Source organism: Streptomyces sp. ALB3 (assembly GCF_044385685.1).
Classification (GTDB): Bacteria; Actinomycetota; Actinomycetes; order Streptomycetales; family Streptomycetaceae; genus Streptomyces.
This window is the reverse complement of sequence record NZ_JBISCE010000046.1, coordinates 266,447-281,976: the sequence shown is the minus strand read 5'-3', so window position 1 is coordinate 281,976 and position 15,530 is coordinate 266,447. Positions and strand designations below refer to the sequence as shown.

The 15,530-nt window shown below is 71.6% G+C and carries 17 protein-coding genes; 10 read left to right on the top strand and 7 right to left on the bottom strand.

All coding sequences use genetic code 11. From position 1 onward, the window contains the following. Positions 1 to 39 precede the first annotated feature (39 nt). The 3 genes from ACHFIV_RS31285 to ACHFIV_RS31275 form a co-directional block, all read right to left on the bottom strand. A complete protein-coding gene (locus ACHFIV_RS31285; RefSeq protein ID WP_398975982.1) occupies positions 40 to 1,473 on the bottom strand; it encodes a flotillin family protein in 1,434 nt (477 codons plus the stop codon). Between the two features lie 86 nt (positions 1,474 to 1,559). Then, positions 1,560 to 2,081 carry a hypothetical protein gene (locus ACHFIV_RS31280; RefSeq protein ID WP_398976599.1) on the bottom strand — a complete coding sequence of 174 codons (522 nt, stop codon included), beginning with the start codon at positions 2,079 to 2,081 and terminating at the stop codon, positions 1,560 to 1,562. A gap of 105 nt (positions 2,082 to 2,186) precedes the next feature. After that, positions 2,187 to 2,672, bottom strand: coding sequence for a peroxiredoxin (locus ACHFIV_RS31275; RefSeq protein WP_398975980.1), 486 nt, complete (start codon positions 2,670 to 2,672; stop codon positions 2,187 to 2,189). Positions 2,673 to 2,832: 160 nt separating this feature from the next. On the opposite strand from ACHFIV_RS31275, the gene ACHFIV_RS31270 reads away from it, so the two are divergent. The 3 genes from ACHFIV_RS31270 (at position 2,833) to ACHFIV_RS31260 (ending at position 5,973) form a co-directional block, all read left to right on the top strand. Next, complete coding sequence (locus ACHFIV_RS31270) at positions 2,833 to 3,576, top strand: alpha/beta hydrolase (RefSeq protein WP_398975978.1); 744 nt, start codon at positions 2,833 to 2,835, stop codon at positions 3,574 to 3,576. 75 nt (positions 3,577 to 3,651) lie between these two features. Continuing rightward, the gene (locus tag ACHFIV_RS31265; RefSeq protein ID WP_398975976.1) at positions 3,652 to 5,346 is read left to right on the top strand and encodes a SpoIIE family protein phosphatase; all 1,695 of its coding nucleotides are present in this window, start codon (positions 3,652 to 3,654) and stop codon (positions 5,344 to 5,346) included. A gap of 219 nt (positions 5,347 to 5,565) precedes the next feature. Continuing rightward, positions 5,566 to 5,973, top strand: coding sequence for a YunG family protein (locus ACHFIV_RS31260; protein WP_398975974.1), 408 nt, complete (start codon positions 5,566 to 5,568; stop codon positions 5,971 to 5,973). Positions 5,974 to 6,026: 53 nt separating this feature from the next. On the opposite strand, the gene ACHFIV_RS31255 is transcribed toward ACHFIV_RS31260, so the two are convergent. Beyond that, on the bottom strand, positions 6,027 to 6,245 hold the full coding sequence (locus tag ACHFIV_RS31255) for a hypothetical protein (protein WP_398975972.1): 219 nt from the start codon (positions 6,243 to 6,245) through the stop codon (positions 6,027 to 6,029). 564 nt (positions 6,246 to 6,809) lie between these two features. On the opposite strand from ACHFIV_RS31255, the gene ACHFIV_RS31250 reads away from it, so the two are divergent. The 4 genes from ACHFIV_RS31250 to ACHFIV_RS31235 all read left to right on the top strand — a co-directional run bounded on the left by ACHFIV_RS31250 (position 6,810) and on the right by ACHFIV_RS31235 (position 9,907). Continuing rightward, on the top strand, positions 6,810 to 7,154 hold the full coding sequence (locus ACHFIV_RS31250; RefSeq protein WP_398975970.1) for a MerR family transcriptional regulator: 345 nt from the start codon (positions 6,810 to 6,812) through the stop codon (positions 7,152 to 7,154). A 305-nt stretch (positions 7,155 to 7,459) separates the two neighbouring features. After that, complete coding sequence (locus ACHFIV_RS31245) at positions 7,460 to 7,663, top strand: cold-shock protein (RefSeq protein ID WP_031090619.1); 204 nt, start codon at positions 7,460 to 7,462, stop codon at positions 7,661 to 7,663. A 302-nt stretch (positions 7,664 to 7,965) separates the two neighbouring features. Further along, positions 7,966 to 9,531: a DEAD/DEAH box helicase gene (locus ACHFIV_RS31240; protein WP_398975968.1), complete on the top strand. Its 1,566-nt coding sequence runs from the start codon at positions 7,966 to 7,968 to the stop codon at positions 9,529 to 9,531. Between the two features lie 64 nt (positions 9,532 to 9,595). Further along, positions 9,596 to 9,907, top strand: coding sequence for an SCO5918 family protein (locus tag ACHFIV_RS31235; protein WP_398975966.1), 312 nt, complete (start codon positions 9,596 to 9,598; stop codon positions 9,905 to 9,907). A gap of 71 nt (positions 9,908 to 9,978) precedes the next feature. Here the strand turns inward: ACHFIV_RS31235 and ACHFIV_RS31230 are convergent, their stop codons facing one another. Together ACHFIV_RS31230 and ACHFIV_RS31225 are read right to left on the bottom strand one after the other, a co-directional pair. Continuing rightward, positions 9,979 to 11,058, bottom strand: coding sequence for an acyltransferase family protein (locus ACHFIV_RS31230; RefSeq protein ID WP_398975964.1), 1,080 nt, complete (start codon positions 11,056 to 11,058; stop codon positions 9,979 to 9,981). Positions 11,059 to 11,086: 28 nt separating this feature from the next. Continuing rightward, positions 11,087 to 11,995, bottom strand: a complete 909-nt coding sequence (locus ACHFIV_RS31225) for a zinc-binding alcohol dehydrogenase family protein (protein ID WP_398975962.1) — start codon at positions 11,993 to 11,995, stop codon at positions 11,087 to 11,089. A 260-nt stretch (positions 11,996 to 12,255) separates the two neighbouring features. Here ACHFIV_RS31225 and ACHFIV_RS31220 point away from each other — a divergent pair, with 260 nt between their 5' ends. Continuing rightward, positions 12,256 to 13,020, top strand: coding sequence for an SDR family NAD(P)-dependent oxidoreductase (locus ACHFIV_RS31220; RefSeq protein ID WP_398975960.1), 765 nt, complete (start codon positions 12,256 to 12,258; stop codon positions 13,018 to 13,020). 4 nt (positions 13,021 to 13,024) lie between these two features. Here ACHFIV_RS31220 and ACHFIV_RS31215 read toward each other — a convergent pair whose 3' ends face one another. Continuing rightward, a complete protein-coding gene (locus ACHFIV_RS31215; RefSeq protein ID WP_398975958.1) occupies positions 13,025 to 13,951 on the bottom strand; it encodes a ScbA/BarX family gamma-butyrolactone biosynthesis protein in 927 nt (308 codons plus the stop codon). A gap of 90 nt (positions 13,952 to 14,041) precedes the next feature. Between ACHFIV_RS31215 and ACHFIV_RS31210 the strand changes: the two genes are divergently transcribed. Both ACHFIV_RS31210 and ACHFIV_RS31205 read left to right on the top strand, forming a co-directional pair. Continuing rightward, positions 14,042 to 14,686 carry a ScbR family autoregulator-binding transcription factor gene (locus tag ACHFIV_RS31210; RefSeq protein WP_398975956.1) on the top strand — a complete coding sequence of 215 codons (645 nt, stop codon included), beginning with the start codon at positions 14,042 to 14,044 and terminating at the stop codon, positions 14,684 to 14,686. A 93-nt stretch (positions 14,687 to 14,779) separates the two neighbouring features. Further along, positions 14,780 to 15,514 (top strand): peptidoglycan recognition protein, encoded by a 735-nt coding sequence (locus ACHFIV_RS31205; RefSeq protein WP_398975955.1) that lies wholly within the window; start codon positions 14,780 to 14,782, stop codon positions 15,512 to 15,514. The last annotated feature ends 16 nt before the right edge of the window (positions 15,515 to 15,530 follow it).

Here is a 15,530-nt window from a genome sequence, read left to right as displayed (position 1 = left end):
GACGAACGGATGCCCGGCCGGGCACGTGAGGACGTCCGGTCAGTCCTTGATCTCGATCTTCTCGCCGTCCGGCGCCGGGGCGGGGACCGTCGGCGCGGGGCCGCCCGCCTTGCCCTGCAGATTCCGGAGCAGGGCGCCCAGGTCGACCCCCGTGGTGGAGTTGAGGAGTTCCAGGCCCTGGACCACGTTGTCGGTGACCGTGCGGGACAGCTGCCCGGCGCCGTCCGTCGAGATGACCGTCATCTTGTCGATGGCGCTCAGGGGCTCGGACGCCTTGGCGACGACCTGGGGGAGCACCTCGACCAGCATCTGGAGCACGGCCGCGTCGCCGTACCGGGCGAAGGCGTCGGCCTTCTTGTGCATGGCCTCGGCCTCGGCGGCGCCCTTCGCGGCGATGGCCGCGGCTTCGGACTCGCCCTCGATGCGTACGGCCTCGGCCAGGGCGGAGCGGTGCAGCTTCTCACCCTGACCGGTCAGGCGCGAGCGCTCGGCGTCGGCCTCGGCCTCCTTGACCTGGGCGATGCGTCGGGCCTCGGCCTCCTGCTCAGCCCGGTAGCGGGCGGCGTCCGCGGGCTTGCGGACCTTCGTGTCGAGCTCGCGGTCGGTCAGGGCCGCCTGGCGCTGGGCGACCTTCTCCTGTTCCGCGAGGACCTCCTGCTGGCGGGCCGCCTCCGCGAGCGGGCCCGCGGCGTTGGCCTTGGCAGCCGCGGCTTCCGTCTCCGCCTTGATCTCCGCCTGCTTGAGGTAGAACGTCCGCTCGGCCACGGCGATCTCCTCGGCGGCCTTCAGCCGGGCCTGCTCGGAGGCGCGCCGGGCGATGGCCTCGGCGATGTCGGCCTCCTGCTTGGCGCGGGCGGCCTCGGGGCGGCCGAGGTCCTCGAGGTAGGAGCCCTCGGTGGTGATGTCCTGGATCTGGAAGGCGTCCAGGATGAGGCCCTGACCCGAGAGGCTGGCCTCGGCCTCCTCGGCGACCTGGCCGGCGAACGCGGCCCGGTCGCGGATGATGTCCTCGACGGACATGCGGCCGACGATGGCGCGGAGGGCGCCGGAGAGCACTTCCTGGGTGAAGCCGACGATGCCGTTCTGCTGCTGGAGGAAGCGCTGGGCCGCCGCGCGGATCGCGTCCTCGCTGCCGCCGACCTTGACGATCGCGACGCCTTCCAGGTTGGACTTCACCCCGCGCAGGGTGACGGCGCCGCGCACCGCGACGGGGATGTGCCGGCTGGAGAGGTCCAGGGTGAACTTCTGCTGGACGAACGGCACGACGAAGACGCCGCCGCCGACGACGACCTTCTGACCGCTGTTGTCGATGCTCGTGCGGCCGGTCACGGGATCGGTGGACTTCTTGCCGCGGCGGCCCGTGATGATGAAGGCCTGGCTGGGGCCCGCGACCTTGTACCGGGTGATCACGGCGAGGGCCAGGAGAACGACTAGTACGACGATTCCGATGATGGCGATCACTACTGGACTCATGAGCGGTTCCCCCCTGCCCTCCCGACGGGACGGCAGTGTGTTCGGCTGTACGGGTTTTCGGACAGGCGTCTGTGTGTCGGTGATGGTCAGCGCTCGACGGGGCGGACCGTGACCGCGGTGGTCGAGAGGGTGGACTCCACCCAGATCTCCGCGCCGCGTTCCACCGGGACGGCGCTCTTCGCGGAGAACTTGACGGTCTGGCCCGCGAGTCGCAGCAGCACCTCGCCGTAGCCGTCGGCAGGGATGGGCGTGACGACGGACCCGGAGGTGCCGACGAGATCGTCACCGCGTGGTGTGGCCGTGGTCTGGTCCCGCATCAGGGCCTGGCTGAACTTCCAGGTCAGCCAGGCCGCGACGAGGCCCGCCGCGGCACCGGCCGCGAGCGCCACGGGGATGCCGGCACCGGTGGTGCCGAGCACGATCGCGCCGCCGAAGCCGAGCATGGACAGGAAGCCGGCGATGACCGGCAGCGAGAGCAGGCCGTCGAAGAATCCGTTCAGCAGCCCGCCCAGCGCGTCACCGAGGAGCCCTTCCAGGATGCCGTCGAAGATCAGGGAGAGGGTGAGCAGCGCTATCCCCGCGATGCCCAGACCGAGAAGAACGGTCACGTGATCACTCCCCCGGTGTTCGCTGTCCCCCGACAGGCTTCCGTCGAACTGGCTGAATGGTCCCATGAAGGGCGTTGTGGGGGTACTGCCGGAGTCCGGCAGTTTTCACGGAGTTCCGATGCCGGAGAGATGTTGCGCGAGGGTGTCGAGCGACTGGAACGTGGCACCGAGCAGAGCGACGTGCTTCCACCGCAGCACGCCGTCCGGCCCGATCAGGAACACGGACCGGCGTACGCCGATGCCGGGAGCGGCGACCCCGTAGGCCCTGGCGGCCTCCCGCCCCGTGTCGGCCAGCAGCGGCATGCGCAGACCGTGCCCGCGGGCGAAGGACTCGTGGCTGTCCACACCCTGTGGACTGATTCCCCAGACCTCGGCGCCGAGGCCCTCGAAGGTCTCGAAGCCGGAGGAGTAGGAGCAGAGCTGCTTCGTGCAGACCGCCGTGTCGTCACCGGGATAGAAGGCGAGGACGACGGCCCTGCCGCGCGCGGCGGACAGCGTGAAGTCGCGCCGCTCGAAGGCGTCGTCGGCGAGGGTGCCGCCGGGAAGGGTGAAGTCCGGTGCGCTCGTGCCGATCCGGGGTCCTGCCGCCATGTCCGCACTCCTTGGGTCGCGTAGGTGAGGGGGCCGTTCCCCGTACAGTGAACGGCACGTCTGACGCATCGACACGCTCGCCCCGTCCGCGGGCCTTCCGGGCCCGAACACGGGGGGAGTGCGAGGGCGTCGGCCCCCGCACACCTGTCTGGAGGTACGTGTGGCCGGAAGACCGCCGTCGGCAGCCGTGCTCGTCCTCCACGGCGGATACGAGACGGGCCTGGCCGCGCCGGCGCCCGGAGCCCTGAACCTGCCCGGTCTGCGGATGCTGCCGGTCGCGCGCGTGGTGGCCCGAGCGGTACGCGGGGACTCCGGTGTGCGCGTCCAGCGGGTCCGCTACACGCACCGGGGCTGGAACGGCTTCCGCGAGGACCCCCTGCACGACGTCCTGCGGGTGCTGGACGCGCTGCGGCGTGAGGCGGGGGACATCCCCGTGGTCCTTCTCGGCCACTCCATGGGCGCCCGCGCCGCCCTCCACGCCGCGGGCCACCCGCTGGTCCGCTCCGTGGTGGGCCTCGCCCCGTGGTGTCCGCCCGGCGATCCGGTGACGCAGCTCGCGGGCCGGGACGTCGTCCTCCTGCACAGCACCCGGGACCGGGTGACGAGTCCTCTCGCGTCCCAGTCGCTGATGGCCAGGGCACGCCGCGCGGGTGCCCGGACCTGTCTGGTGACGATCCCGGGCAGTGACCACGCGATGATCCGCCGGGCGCCGGCCTGGCACCATCTGGCGGGCCTGCTGGTGACCGGACTGCTGGGACTGACACCGGTGCCGAAGCGGGTCGAGGCGGCGTTCGGACTGCCGCCGGGTGCCGCGGCCTCCGAGGGCACGCTGTCGCTGGACGGGCTCGACGCCGGCGGGCCCGGCCCGCGGAGATGCGGGGCGTGGCGGGGCGGGAAACGATGAAGGACCGGGTGCCGGACGGCCCGTGAGGGCCGACCGCTCCGCACACGTCGGGCACGTATCCCTCGGGAGGCTCCGTTGCAGGCCGAAGAGCACGCCGACCCGCCGCGCCCCGACGCGGCAGCGCTGGCCGCGCTGATCGGCAGCAGCCCGGCCGGGGTGGCCGTCTTCGACACGGAACTGCGCTACGTGTACGTGAACCCGGCACTCGAACGGCTCAACGGCGTCCCGGCCGCCGCGCACCTCGGCAGGAGTGTCGCCGAGGTGCTGCCGGACATGGACGTGCGGACGGACGTCATGCGCCAGGTGCTGGCCGACGGGCGGTCCCGCGAGATCACCACCAGCGGGCAGACCTGGGTGGACTCCGTCATCGAGCGGCGGTACTGGCGTGTCGCCCTGCACCGTGTCGAGGAGGAGGGGCGGGTCAGGGGACTGATCGGCATCGCCCAGGAGGTCACGGCCACCCGGGACCAGCGGGACGAGCTGAGAAGGGCCAGGAGCTACCTCGCGCTCCTCGACAACGCCGCCGTCAGCATCGGCACGACGCTCGACGTCGACGCGACCTGTCAGGAACTCGCGGAGTTCATGGTGCCCGTGATGGCCGACGCGGCCGTCGTCGAGATGATTCCCCAGGACGACGGGCACAGACGGCGCGAGCCGCCGGCCGGGGTGCTGCGGCTGCGGCGCGCCGGGGTGGCGTCGACCCCGGAACTCGCCGGAATCCTGGCCCGGTTCGGTGAGTCCGGCTCGGACATCGACTACCAGGAGGACGCGGCGGTGCCGCGCTGCCTGGCCGCCGACGAGCCGGTGATCGAGAACCTGGCGGGCGACGAGCGGTCCGGCCGTGCGGCGGACGCCGCCGAGCGGGCCGCGGCCTACCGTGCCGTCGGCCTGCACTCGGCGGTCGTCGTGCCGCTCACCGCGCGGGGGCGACCGCTCGGGGCGCTCAGCCTGCTGCGGGCCGGGGACTCACCGCCGTTCACCGAAGGGCTGGACGTCGTGGTCGCGCGGACGCTCGCGGGCCGTGCGGCCGTCGACGTCGACCACGCCTACCGCTACGCGCACGAGCACCACGTCGCCCGGGAGCTCCAGCGGTCCCTGCTCGCCGAGCCGCGCGGGCCCGACCCGGGCATCGAGATCGCGTCCCTGTACCTTCCGGCGGGCGAGGGGGCCGTGGTCGGCGGTGACTGGTTCGACGCCATCCCGTTGAAGGGGGGCCGCCACATGAAGGTGATGGGCGACGTGATGGGCCACGGCGTGGAGGCGGCCGTCGCCATGAGCAACTACCGCTCGATGCTGCGGCTCATGGCCGAGGACGACCTCCCGCCGCACCGTGTACTGGCCCGCCTCGACAAGGCCGTCGAACAGTCCGGCCTCGACCGGGCGGCGACATGCCTGATCGCGGTCGTCGACCGGCGGGAAGGAGTCTGCGAGGTGGCCAGCGCGGGACATCCGCCCCCGGTGTTCATCGACCCGGGGGCCGGCCACGCGCGGGTGGCACGGATGCCCGTCGGACCACCCCTCGGCACGGGTCTCGGCGGGTACACGACGACGGTGGTCCCCTGCGCGCCGGGGACGGTGCTGTTCATGTACACCGACGGGCTGGTGGAGCGGCGGGGCGAGGACATCGACGTGTCGATCGGGCGGCTCACGCGGCTCACCCTGCCGGCGAGCGGCCGGCTCCAGGACCTGCTGGACGAGGTCGTGGACCGGTTCGCGGAGACGGCCGAGGACGACATCGCGGTACTCGTCTCACGGAGCCGCGGCTACTGAGGGCCGCCCCGTGATCCCTGGTGGATCAGCGGGCGCGCGGCGTCGGATGCGCTACGCCGCAAGGCGGAGGGACGTCCGCACACCGGATGTATCCGGGCGTTCCGACAACACGGCGGGGTGCCGTAGCTGTCGTCGTGCACCCGCCGGGGACGACGGGACAGCCCTCAGGGCCCGTTCGCCGCGGGGGCGTTGTCAGTGGCGGGTGCGAGCATCCCGGTCATGGGACCTCTTCTCCTCACCGACATCGAAGCCGCGATCCGCAGCAGTTGGGGCGCGGACACCACCACCCCCGTGCACCGGGCGCACTGGGACCCGGGTAACCCGGCCCGGGACCAGTGCGGCGTCACCGCGCTCGTGGTCAACGACCTGCTGGGCGGGGAGCTGGTCCGGGGAGAGGTGCGGGTCGACGGCGAGCGCGTCGACTACCACTGGTGGAACCGGCTGGGCCCGCTCCTGGAGATCGACCTGACGCGGGAGCAGTTCGCTCCGCACGAGATGGTGTCCGGGGGCGTGGTCGTCGAGCGTCCGGCGGAGATCGCACGCCTCCGTGAGGAGTACGAACTGCTGAGCGCCCGGGTGCTGGAACGGCTGCGGGGAAGGGCGCACGCGCGGGCCGGGACGGTCTGAGAGCGCTGCCGCCTACTTCCCGCCCGGGAGCGCTCCCGGGCGGGACGGCCCGTTCAGCGGGAGTGCCGCCGGGACCGTCCGCGCAGTCGTCGCAGGACGATCGCGGCGGACGTGAGCAGCGGCAGGAGGCCCGTCACGGTGTTCGCGGCGGTCAGCCCTCCCTGGGTTGTCCTGGCCCGGCGCAGCTGCCTGACGGCGCGCGCGACGGCGATCACGCTGCTGCCCAGGCTCAGGAGCAGGCCGGCCTTGGAGTTCGCGGGTTTCCTGGACATGTGTCCTGCCTCCCGGTGACATCGCTGCGCCCCCGGTCCACGTAACCGGCTCCCGGGCGGCTCCGCAATCGGGCCCGGGCGGGCGCGGGGCCCGACGGCCGGACGGGCGGGAAGCCGGCCCCCGTCGCCGAACCCACCGCCGCGCCGGCGACCGCGCGGGCCATCGGGTGGTCACGCAGCGCGACGTGCGACCCGCACACGGCGAGGGCCGCCGCACCCGCGCACGTGTGTGCTCCGGGTCTCACGGGGCCGTGCGGGCCGGGACGCCGGTGCCCGCGCATACATGTAGCCCTTCACGACGGGGGATGCGTGAAGGGCTACCCGTGCAGTATGACCGGTGACGGGTCCGCCGACAACTGACCGGTCGGTCAGTGCCGTTGGGGTGTCCGGGCGGCTACGGAGGGCTTCCGGCCAGCCCCGCGCGGGAGGCCGTCCCGGCCCGGACGGCGCCCGGAAAGACCGAAACCTGTTCCGGTGGCGTTAGACATGACTTTTCCGTACGCCTAGGCTTTCTCGTGCAGCTGGACCATATCGGTGGCCCGGCGCGCAGCAGAAGAGGTGCAGATGCCCCCGGAGTCCCCGTCGCAGCCCACGGACCGTCTCGACGACGACGACTACCCCGCGTACACGATGGGTCGGGCCGCCGAGATGATCGGTGCGACGCCCGGCTTCCTCAGGGCGATCGGCGAGGCCCGTCTGATCACCCCGCTCCGCTCCGAGGGGGGCCACCGCAGGTACTCCCGCTACCAGCTCCGCATCGCCGCCCGGGCCCGTGAACTGGTGGACGGCGGCACCCCGGTCGAGGCGGCCTGCCGCATCGTCATCCTGGAGGACCAGCTCGAGGAGGCCTTGCGGCTCAACGAGCAACTGCGGCGGCCCGCGGCCGGCCGGGGCGGCACCGATTCCTGACCGGCGTACGGACGCATATCTGTTTCGGCGGGCACAGAAATACGCGCAAAGCGCAGTCAGAGTTTATGCCTCGCAGGATGGAGCGAAGGCATAGTGATATGGCGTACAGCTCACTTGTGCCCGAATCGTGCTACTGTTGATCTCAGTTGCAGTTGTGGTTCCCAAAACTTCAAGTGCACTCGTCGGGTTCACCCCGGCGGGCGCACTTTTGTATTTCCGGTCTCTTCCGGACGGGGCAATCATTTGCGGCGACGTAGGGCTCGCACAGTGTGGGCCCACGGGCAACGCCCCGAAGGAGATATGACATGGCTACTGGCACCGTGAAGTGGTTCAACGCGGAAAAGGGTTTCGGCTTCATCGAGCAGGAGGGTGGCGGCGCTGACGTCTTCGCCCACTACTCGAACATCGCCGCCCAGGGCTTCCGCGAGCTGCAGGAAGGCCAGAAGGTGAACTTCGACGTCACGCAGGGCCAGAAGGGCCCGCAGGCGGAGAACATCACCCCCGCCTGATCACTCAGGCGTACGGCGCAGCTGGGGCCCGCACCTTGGGGTGCGGGTCCCAGCTCGTTGTGTTTTCCCCGGCCGTTGTCACGGCCGTCACACCGGTGGAGTAATTCCCGGTGGGTACGCGTCATGACGCGTACGGTTATCCGCAGTCATATGGAGTGCCGAATCCGACTGGTTCACCCGGCGGACGGACTTCGTTTTTTCGTTATTCATCGGCTCGTTCTTGCGATTCTTGGCGCCGTACATGGCTGCAGCCGCCCGGAAAGAATCCCTCGATACGTGCCATTCGAGGGAAGGGTTCTTCTTTGAACCGCGATCGCACAGCTCGCACGAACGACCGATTCGCCCGGACGCGCTCCGGCGGTTCCACCGGCAGTCGCACCGCCAACGGATTCCGCTCGGCGGGGTCCGGCAGGCAGGGAGCCCCTGGCTCTCAGGGCCGGTCCGGCGGACCGAAGCGCTCCGGTGGCTACGGCCGCCGCTCCTCCTCCGTCACGGGCGAGTTCGCCCTGCCGGTGACCATCACCCCCGCGCTGCCCGCCGTCGAGTCCTTCGCGGACCTGGACATGCCCGCGCCCCTTCTGGCGGCGCTGGCCTCCGAGGGCATGACCGTGCCGTTCCCGATCCAGGGCGCCACCCTGCCGAACTCGCTCGCCGGGCGGGACGTCCTGGGCCGCGGCCGCACCGGATCGGGCAAGACGCTCGCCTTCGGCCTGGCCCTGCTCGCCCGCACCGCGGGCAACCGCGCCGACGCGCGGCGCCCGCTGGCCCTGGTCCTCGTCCCCACCCGGGAACTGGCCCAGCAGGTCACCGACGCGCTCACCCCCTACGCCCGCTCGCTCAGGCTCCGGCTGGCCACGGTCGTCGGCGGTATGTCGATCGGACGGCAGGCCAGCGCGCTGCGCGGTGGCGCCGAAGTCGTGGTCGCCACTCCGGGCCGGCTCAAGGACCTGATCGAGCGCGGCGACTGCCGGCTGGACCGGGTCGCCATCACCGTCCTCGACGAGGCCGACCAGATGGCCGACATGGGCTTCATGCCCCAGGTCACCGAGCTGCTGGACCAGGTCGGGCCCGACGGTCAGCGGATGCTGTTCTCGGCCACCCTGGACCGCAACGTGGACCTGCTGGTCCGCCGCTACCTCAACGACCCGGTGGTCCACTCGGTGGACCCCGCGGCGGGTGCGGTGACGACTATGGAGCACCACGTGCTCTACGTACAGGGCGCCGACAAGTACGCGACGACCACCGAGATCGCCGCCCGCGAGGGCCGGGTGATCATGTTCCTGGACACCAAGCACGCCGTGGACAAGCTCACCGACCACCTGCTGCACAGCGGTGTGCGGGCTGCCGCGCTGCACGGCGGCAAGTCCCAGCCGCAGCGCACCCGCACCCTGGACCGGTTCAAGACCGGTCACGTCACGGTGCTGGTCGCCACGAACGTCGCCGCCCGGGGCATCCACGTCGACAACCTCGACCTGGTCGTGAACGTCGACCCGCCGAGCGACCACAAGGACTACCTGCACCGCGGCGGCCGTACGGCCCGCGCCGGGGAGTCGGGCAGCGTCGTCACACTGGTGCTGCCCAACCAGCGTCGTGAGATGACCCGCCTCATGGCCGACGCCGGGATCACGCCGCAGATCGCCCAGGTCCGCTCCGGCGAGGCGGAGCTCAACCGCATCACAGGGGCCCAGGCACCGTCGGGTGTGCCCGTCACGATCACCTCGCCGGTGACGGAGCGCAGGAGCAGCGGTACCGGTCCCCGGGGCCGCCGCGGCGCGCGTCCCGGTCAGGGGCGTCGCTCCAACGCCAACACGGCCACGCCCCAGGCGCGTGCCGCGGCGGCGCAGCGCCGGTCCAACAAGGCCGCGTAGTCACCCGGCCGGGAGCCCGGCCGACCCTGTCCGGCTTTCTCCACGATCACCCTGTCGAGGCACCATGCGCTGCGTCATCGCCCGTTTCCCCTTCGACCTCTTCAAGAACGAGGTCGAGGAATCGATGAAGGGCGTCAAGCCCGAACCCGTCACCGGTGACGCGGTGGTCATCAGCCGCCGCGTCTACCCCGTCAAGCAGGTCGGCGAGATCATCACCCGGCAGGACCGCCGGGACTTCACCGCCGGCGAGGTGACCAGGGCGCTGACGCGTCTCGGCTTCACCTGCCGGCCGGCGGAGGTGCCCGCCCCCGCGGCGCCGCCCCTCACGCCGCTCGAGAACGCGTCCGCCCTGCTGGGGACACCCGGCGACGCCTGAGCCGCCGCACCGTCCCGCGTGCCCGCACCCCCGAGGCCTTCCCGGCCCGGGGGTGCGGTGCGTCCGGGGCCTCAGGGCGAGGGCGCGGGCTTCGGCTTCCTCGCCCAGTCGAGCCGGGGCTCGACGGCGTACCGGAACACCCGTCGGGCGGGGGGACTGCAGAGAGCCGTGACCATGGCGGCGGCGGCGACGGACACCAGGATCCGGCCCGGCTGGGTGGAGACGACGTCCGCCTCGTAGAGGCCCGCCTTGACCGCGCCCTTGATGACGAAGCCGTGCAGCAGGTAGCCGTAGAGCGTCCCCGCGCCCAGCGCGGTCATCCACAGCCTGCGGTTCGGCACCCAGGCGAGGAAGCAGGCGCTGAGCACGAGCGCGCAGGCGAACAGCAGCAGTGTCACCAGGGCGCCCGTCCAGGCGGGCGAGCCGAGCTCTTCGGCGCCGTACCGGCGGAAGAACCACGAGGTCGTCGTGCGCGGCACGGCCCAGTACGCGGCGGCCAGGGCCACCAGGCAGACGGGGACGGACGCGACGCGCGCGGCGCGGCGGCGTACGAGGTCGAAGTGCGCGGGCCGCAGCTGGAGGCCCAGGACGTAGTACGGCAGGAACTGCAGGATCCGCTGGAGGTGCAGGTCCCCGCCGATGTTGCTGGAGACCGCGCCCATGGCCGCGATGAGCAGGGCGACCGCCACCGGCCACCGGACCGTCTGCCAGAAGGGGGTGGTGAGGCGCCAGAGGAAGAGGGCCGGCAGGAACCACAGCAGCCAGTACGGCGTCAGGGGGCTCAGGGGGAAGGCGGGGGAGCCGGTCAGCCGCTCGAAGAGGGTGTAGGCGATCTCGAAGACGGCGTAGGGCACGGCCAGGCTGGTGACGAGCCTCCACACCCGGTCGGAGCGCAGCTCCAGGCCCCGCGAGAAGTAACCGGCGATGATGATGAACACCGGCATGTGGAACGTGTAGACGAAGGTGTAGACCGCCTCCACCACACGCCCGCTGCCGGGCAGGGGTTCCCAGCTGTGACCCATCGCGACGAGGACCATGGCCAGGTACTTCGCGTTGTCGAAGAACGGGTCACGACCGGGGCGGGGCGGTGCGGCGGTCCGGGCTCCGGTTCCGGCGGCCGGCCCCGGCGGGCGCGAGGTCAGGGAAGGCATCGGGCCACCCTAGTCCCGCCGGGTCTGCTCAGGGCGTGAGGACCACCTTTCCGGTGGTCCGGCGTGCGAGCAGGTCCTCGTGGGCGCGGGAGGCCTCGGCGAGCGGGTAGCTGCCGCCGGTGACCGGCTTGAGGCGGCCCTCGGCGACCAGGGCGAAGAGTTCCTTCAACGGTCCGCCGACCGCACCCGGAGCGGCGAGTGCGGGGCGCAGCCAGAAACCGACGACGGAGGCGTTGAGACGGCCCAGCCGGGCCGGATCCACCGGTGTGAAGCCGGTGCGGGCGGCGTTGCCGTAGCTCACCAGCCGGCCGAAGGACGCCAGCGAGTCCAGGGCACGGTCGAAGAGGTCCCCGCCGACGGCGTCCAGGACGACGTCGGCCTTCTCCGCGAGGGGGTAGGTGATCACCGCGTCGGCGCCGAGGTCCAGGACGAGCCGTTCCTTCGCGGGGGTGGAGACCTGGGCGAGTACCCGGCCCGCTCCGAACTCCCGGGCCAGCTGGACGGCGAGACTGCCGACGCCACCCGCCGCGGAGTGCACCACGACGCTCTCGCCGGGGCGCAGCCGGGCCGCGGACCGCAGCAGGTGCCAGGCGGTCAGCCCCTGCGTCATCAGGGCGAGGGCCTGGGCGGCACCGAGCTCCTCGGAGATCTCCAGGAGGCCGGACTCCCTGGCGGCCACCTGCTCCGCGTACCCGTGCGCGACCCGGGTGACCACCCGCCTGCCGTCAGGCGTGCGGCCCACGACCTCGCTGCCCGGGACGTGGGGCAGGGCGTCCGCGCCGAGGTAGGAGCCGTCCACCAGATGGGTGTCCGCGAAGTTCACCCCGGCGGCCTCGACGGTGAGGAGAACCTCCCCCGGGCCTGGCACGGGAGCGGAGAGCTCCACGGGGCGGAGCACTTCCGGACCGCCGAAGCGGTCGAACTGGATGGCGAGCATGCCGCACGATATCGCGAGCCGGTCAGGCCGCAGGAGCCTCCGGGCCCGCTGTCGGTCATGTGCGCGCGACGGGACAAAAACAGGACGTATGGTTTGTTATCGTCGTCACGCTGGGTCGGGGTCCGGGGGTGCGGAACGGGCAGGCGTCGCCATTTCGTACGGCCTCCCGCACGCTCAGGAGCCGCCGGTCGTCCGGGGAGGGAACGCGCGGTACGCGCACGGCTGTGGTCCGGGACCGGGCGGCCTGCCAGACTGCGGCCATGAGCGATCTTCTCCACAACAGAGTCGTCCTGATCACCGGGGCGAGCAGCGGTATCGGTGCGGCGGCGGCACGGGTGTTCACCGAGGAGGGCGCGACGGTCGTCCTGGCCGCGCGCAGGGAGGACCGGCTTGCCTCGCTGGTCGGAGAGTTGAGGGACAAGGGAGCCCAAGCGTCGTACGTCGTCTGCGATGTCACGGTGGCCGAGGACGCCGCCAGGGCCGTCGGTTTCACCGTCGACACCTACGGACGGCTCGACTCGGCCTTCAACAACGCGGGGCTGGGCGGTGACCGGACTCCTCTGCACCTCATGGGTGATGACGTCTACGACGCCGTCATGGACACCAACGTCCGAGGCGTCTGGAACTGCCTCCGGGCCGAGATAGCGGCCATGCTGGAGAACGCCGGGGGCTGTTCCATCGTGAACAACAGCAGTGTCGGCGGGCTGGTGGCCATACCGGCGGCGGCGCCCTACATAGCCGCCAAGCACGCCGTCGTGGGCCTCACCAGGGCTGCCGCGGACGAGTACGCCCAACAGGGCATCAGGGTCAACGCGGTGGCGCCGGGCACCACGCGCAGCGAGATCACGGCCGACTGGTTCGGGCGCAATCCGGGCCTGGAGGAGATGGTCAACAGCCGTACGCCTCAGGGGCGTACGGCCGAACCCGAAGAGATCGCCAACGCGGCGGCCTGGCTGCTCAGCGACCGCAGCCCCTTCCTCACGGGGACGGTCCTGCCGGTGGACGGCGGCTTCATCAACCAGTGAGCCGTCAGCCGCAGGGCCCGCTCAGCCGTCCCCGGAAGACCGTCTCCCCGTCCTGCTCCGCCGTGACCAGGACCGAGGTCTCCCCGGGTCCGGCGAGCAGGACCTCCGCCTCGATCCAGCAGGGCCGGTCGAACTCGGCGTACCGCTCGAACGCGCTGGTGACCGTCGTCGCCTCGAAGGGGGCGGGATACAGGGCGGCGTGCGCGGCCTGATGGGCGGCCTCCATGAGGACGAGTCCCGGGACGTGGTCGACCGGGTGGTCGTACAGCACCAGGTTGTGCACGTCGTTGCGGAGCAACCAGTGGCGCGGGTGGCCACCGGCCGCCAGGACCACGTCGGCCGTGGAGGACCGGCCCACCGTGCGGGGGTCGACGGGAGCGGGCAGTGGCCACGCGTTCCACGCGACCCCGGCGTGTTCACCGCGGAGGCGGCGGTAGGCGCGCGGAGAGATCCAGCCGAATTCGGAGTCCGCGCGGGCCACCATGCTGTCACCCTGGAACACGCGGACGTCCATACCGAGCGAACTGACGGACCGGCCACGCTTCTTGGGCTGGGTGACGGACACCTCGACAGCCAGGTCGCTGGGTCCGACGGGGGCGACGCCGAAACCGGGAGAGACGGTGAAGTCGAAGTAGTGGAGCAGGGTCTGGTCGCAGAGGGGAACGCCGTACTCCGCGTGCGCGATGACCAGGCCGCTCTGCCGGATGGTCTGGGTCAGCACCCTCGGGTCGTAGGGGAGCCCGTCGGCCGGTGCCGGCCACCTCGCCGCGAGCGAGAACTCGCCGTCCCCCCGACGCCGCCAGCCGGTGAGGAAGACCATGTCGGAGCGTCTGAGGTGGACGTACTCCCGGGGTACGCCGTCCCGGCCCTCAGCTGCGACATGCGGCGGGCGCGGAACAACAGGTATGTCGGGCACAGCCCTCCCGGACATGGCGCAAAATGGTCATTACGGCGCTGATATGATACCGGTTCACCGGTACTTTTTGAAGAAGCCTCAGGCCACGTTCAAGGGGAGCGCGAGTTGGCACGACAGCAACGGGCGATCCGCACGCGGCGGATCTTCCTTGAAGCCGCTGCCGAGGTCTTCGACGAGCACGGCTACGACGCCGCCACGATCGCCGCGATCCTCGACCGGGCCGGTCTCACGAGGGGCGCTCTCTACTTCCACTTCACGTCGAAGGAGGAGCTCGCCCGCGGGGTCCTCCAGGAGGCCGTGACCTCGGACGGGGTCACCCCGCAGACCTTCAAGCTGCAGGAGTGGGTCGACATAGCGCTCCTCCTCGCCTACAGGCTTCCCCGGGAACCCCTGCTCAGCGCCTCGATCCGGCTGTCCGTCGACCCACGGGCCCGGGGGCTGTTCGGCACCCGCTGGCCGGACTGGATCACCCTGGGCACGGAGATACTCACCGAGGCCAAGGAGCGGGGGGAGCTCCTCCCGCACGTCGACCCGGGCGCCACCTCCCGGCTCTTCGTCGGGGCCTGGACCGGTGTCCAGCTGGTGACCGAGTCCATGGCCGAGCCGCCGGAACTGGTCGCGGAGATCTCCGCGCTCTTCGAGCTCATCCTCCCCAACAACGCGGTTCCGGGCGTGCTGGCCCGGCTCGACACGTCCCCGCACCGCGCGGCGCGCATAGTGGAGCAACAGCGGGCGGTAGCCGCTTCCTGAGCGCCCGGATACCGCTGCGGGCCCCGTGGCGCCCTGTCACCCGATCGGGTGCGGGTCCCTGCGAAGTGGCTGGTCAGCGCGCATGGTGGCTCTATGTGGCTTCGCCGAACAGCCGTGTGCGCCATGGTCGTGCCGCTGGCGTTCCTGGTGTTCCGGGACGCGCCGGTGCGGCTCGCCGCGCCGGCGCGGGCCACCGCGAAGCCCGCGTCGCCGGCCGGGGCGGAGCGGCCCGCGATCGTCAGCCGGGCCGAGTGGCACGCGGACGAGAGCCTGGTGAAGGAGGACGCGGTGTACACGGGGACGGTGAAGGCCGTCTTCGTCCACCACACCGGCCACACCAACGCGTACGACTGCGCCGACGCCCCCGGGATGCTGCGGGCGATGGAGGAGGCGCACGTCCGGGGCGAGGGCTGGGACGACATCGGCTACAACTTCGTCGTCGACCGTTGCGGGACCGTGTACGAGGGCAGGGCGGGCGGGGTCGGACGCTCGGTGCGCGGGGCCCACGCCACCGGGTTCAACGCGCACAGCGTGGGAATCGCGGCCCTCGGGACCTTCGACCCCGGCGTGCCGGTGCCGAAGGCGCTCGTCGAGGGGATCGCGAAGGTGGGCGCCTGGAAACTGGACCGGGCCGTCGACCCGCGGGGCATCGTGCGGATGGTCTCGACGAACGACGAGAGCCTCTACCGGCGCGGTGAGGTCGTCTACCTCCATGCCGTGGCCGGTCACCGGGACACCTTCCAGACGTACTGCCCCGGTGAGGCCCTGTACGCACAACTGCCCGCGATCCGGGCGGAGATGGTCAGGCTGAGGGCCCTCAAGCGTTGACGCTGCGCCTGCTCTC

Coding starts and splice junctions, on each gene's coding strand:
- ACHFIV_RS31285 (WP_398975982.1), bottom strand. CDS start 1,473: ATGAGTCCAGTAGTGATCGCCATCATCGGAATCGTCGTACTAGTCGTT.
- ACHFIV_RS31205 (WP_398975955.1), top strand. CDS start 14,780: ATGTGGCTTCGCCGAACAGCCGTGTGCGCCATGGTCGTGCCGCTGGCG.
- ACHFIV_RS31230 (WP_398975964.1), bottom strand. CDS start 11,058: ATGCCTTCCCTGACCTCGCGCCCGCCGGGGCCGGCCGCCGGAACCGGA.
- ACHFIV_RS31235 (WP_398975966.1), top strand. CDS start 9,596: ATGCGCTGCGTCATCGCCCGTTTCCCCTTCGACCTCTTCAAGAACGAG.
- ACHFIV_RS31225 (WP_398975962.1), bottom strand. CDS start 11,995: ATGCTCGCCATCCAGTTCGACCGCTTCGGCGGTCCGGAAGTGCTCCGC.
- ACHFIV_RS31275 (WP_398975980.1), bottom strand. CDS start 2,672: ATGGCGGCAGGACCCCGGATCGGCACGAGCGCACCGGACTTCACCCTT.
- ACHFIV_RS31220 (WP_398975960.1), top strand. CDS start 12,256: ATGAGCGATCTTCTCCACAACAGAGTCGTCCTGATCACCGGGGCGAGC.
- ACHFIV_RS31255 (WP_398975972.1), bottom strand. CDS start 6,245: ATGTCCAGGAAACCCGCGAACTCCAAGGCCGGCCTGCTCCTGAGCCTG.
- ACHFIV_RS31260 (WP_398975974.1), top strand. CDS start 5,566: ATGGGACCTCTTCTCCTCACCGACATCGAAGCCGCGATCCGCAGCAGT.
- ACHFIV_RS31215 (WP_398975958.1), bottom strand. CDS start 13,951: ATGTCCGGGAGGGCTGTGCCCGACATACCTGTTGTTCCGCGCCCGCCG.
- ACHFIV_RS31245 (WP_031090619.1), top strand. CDS start 7,460: ATGGCTACTGGCACCGTGAAGTGGTTCAACGCGGAAAAGGGTTTCGGC.
- ACHFIV_RS31250 (WP_398975970.1), top strand. CDS start 6,810: ATGCCCCCGGAGTCCCCGTCGCAGCCCACGGACCGTCTCGACGACGAC.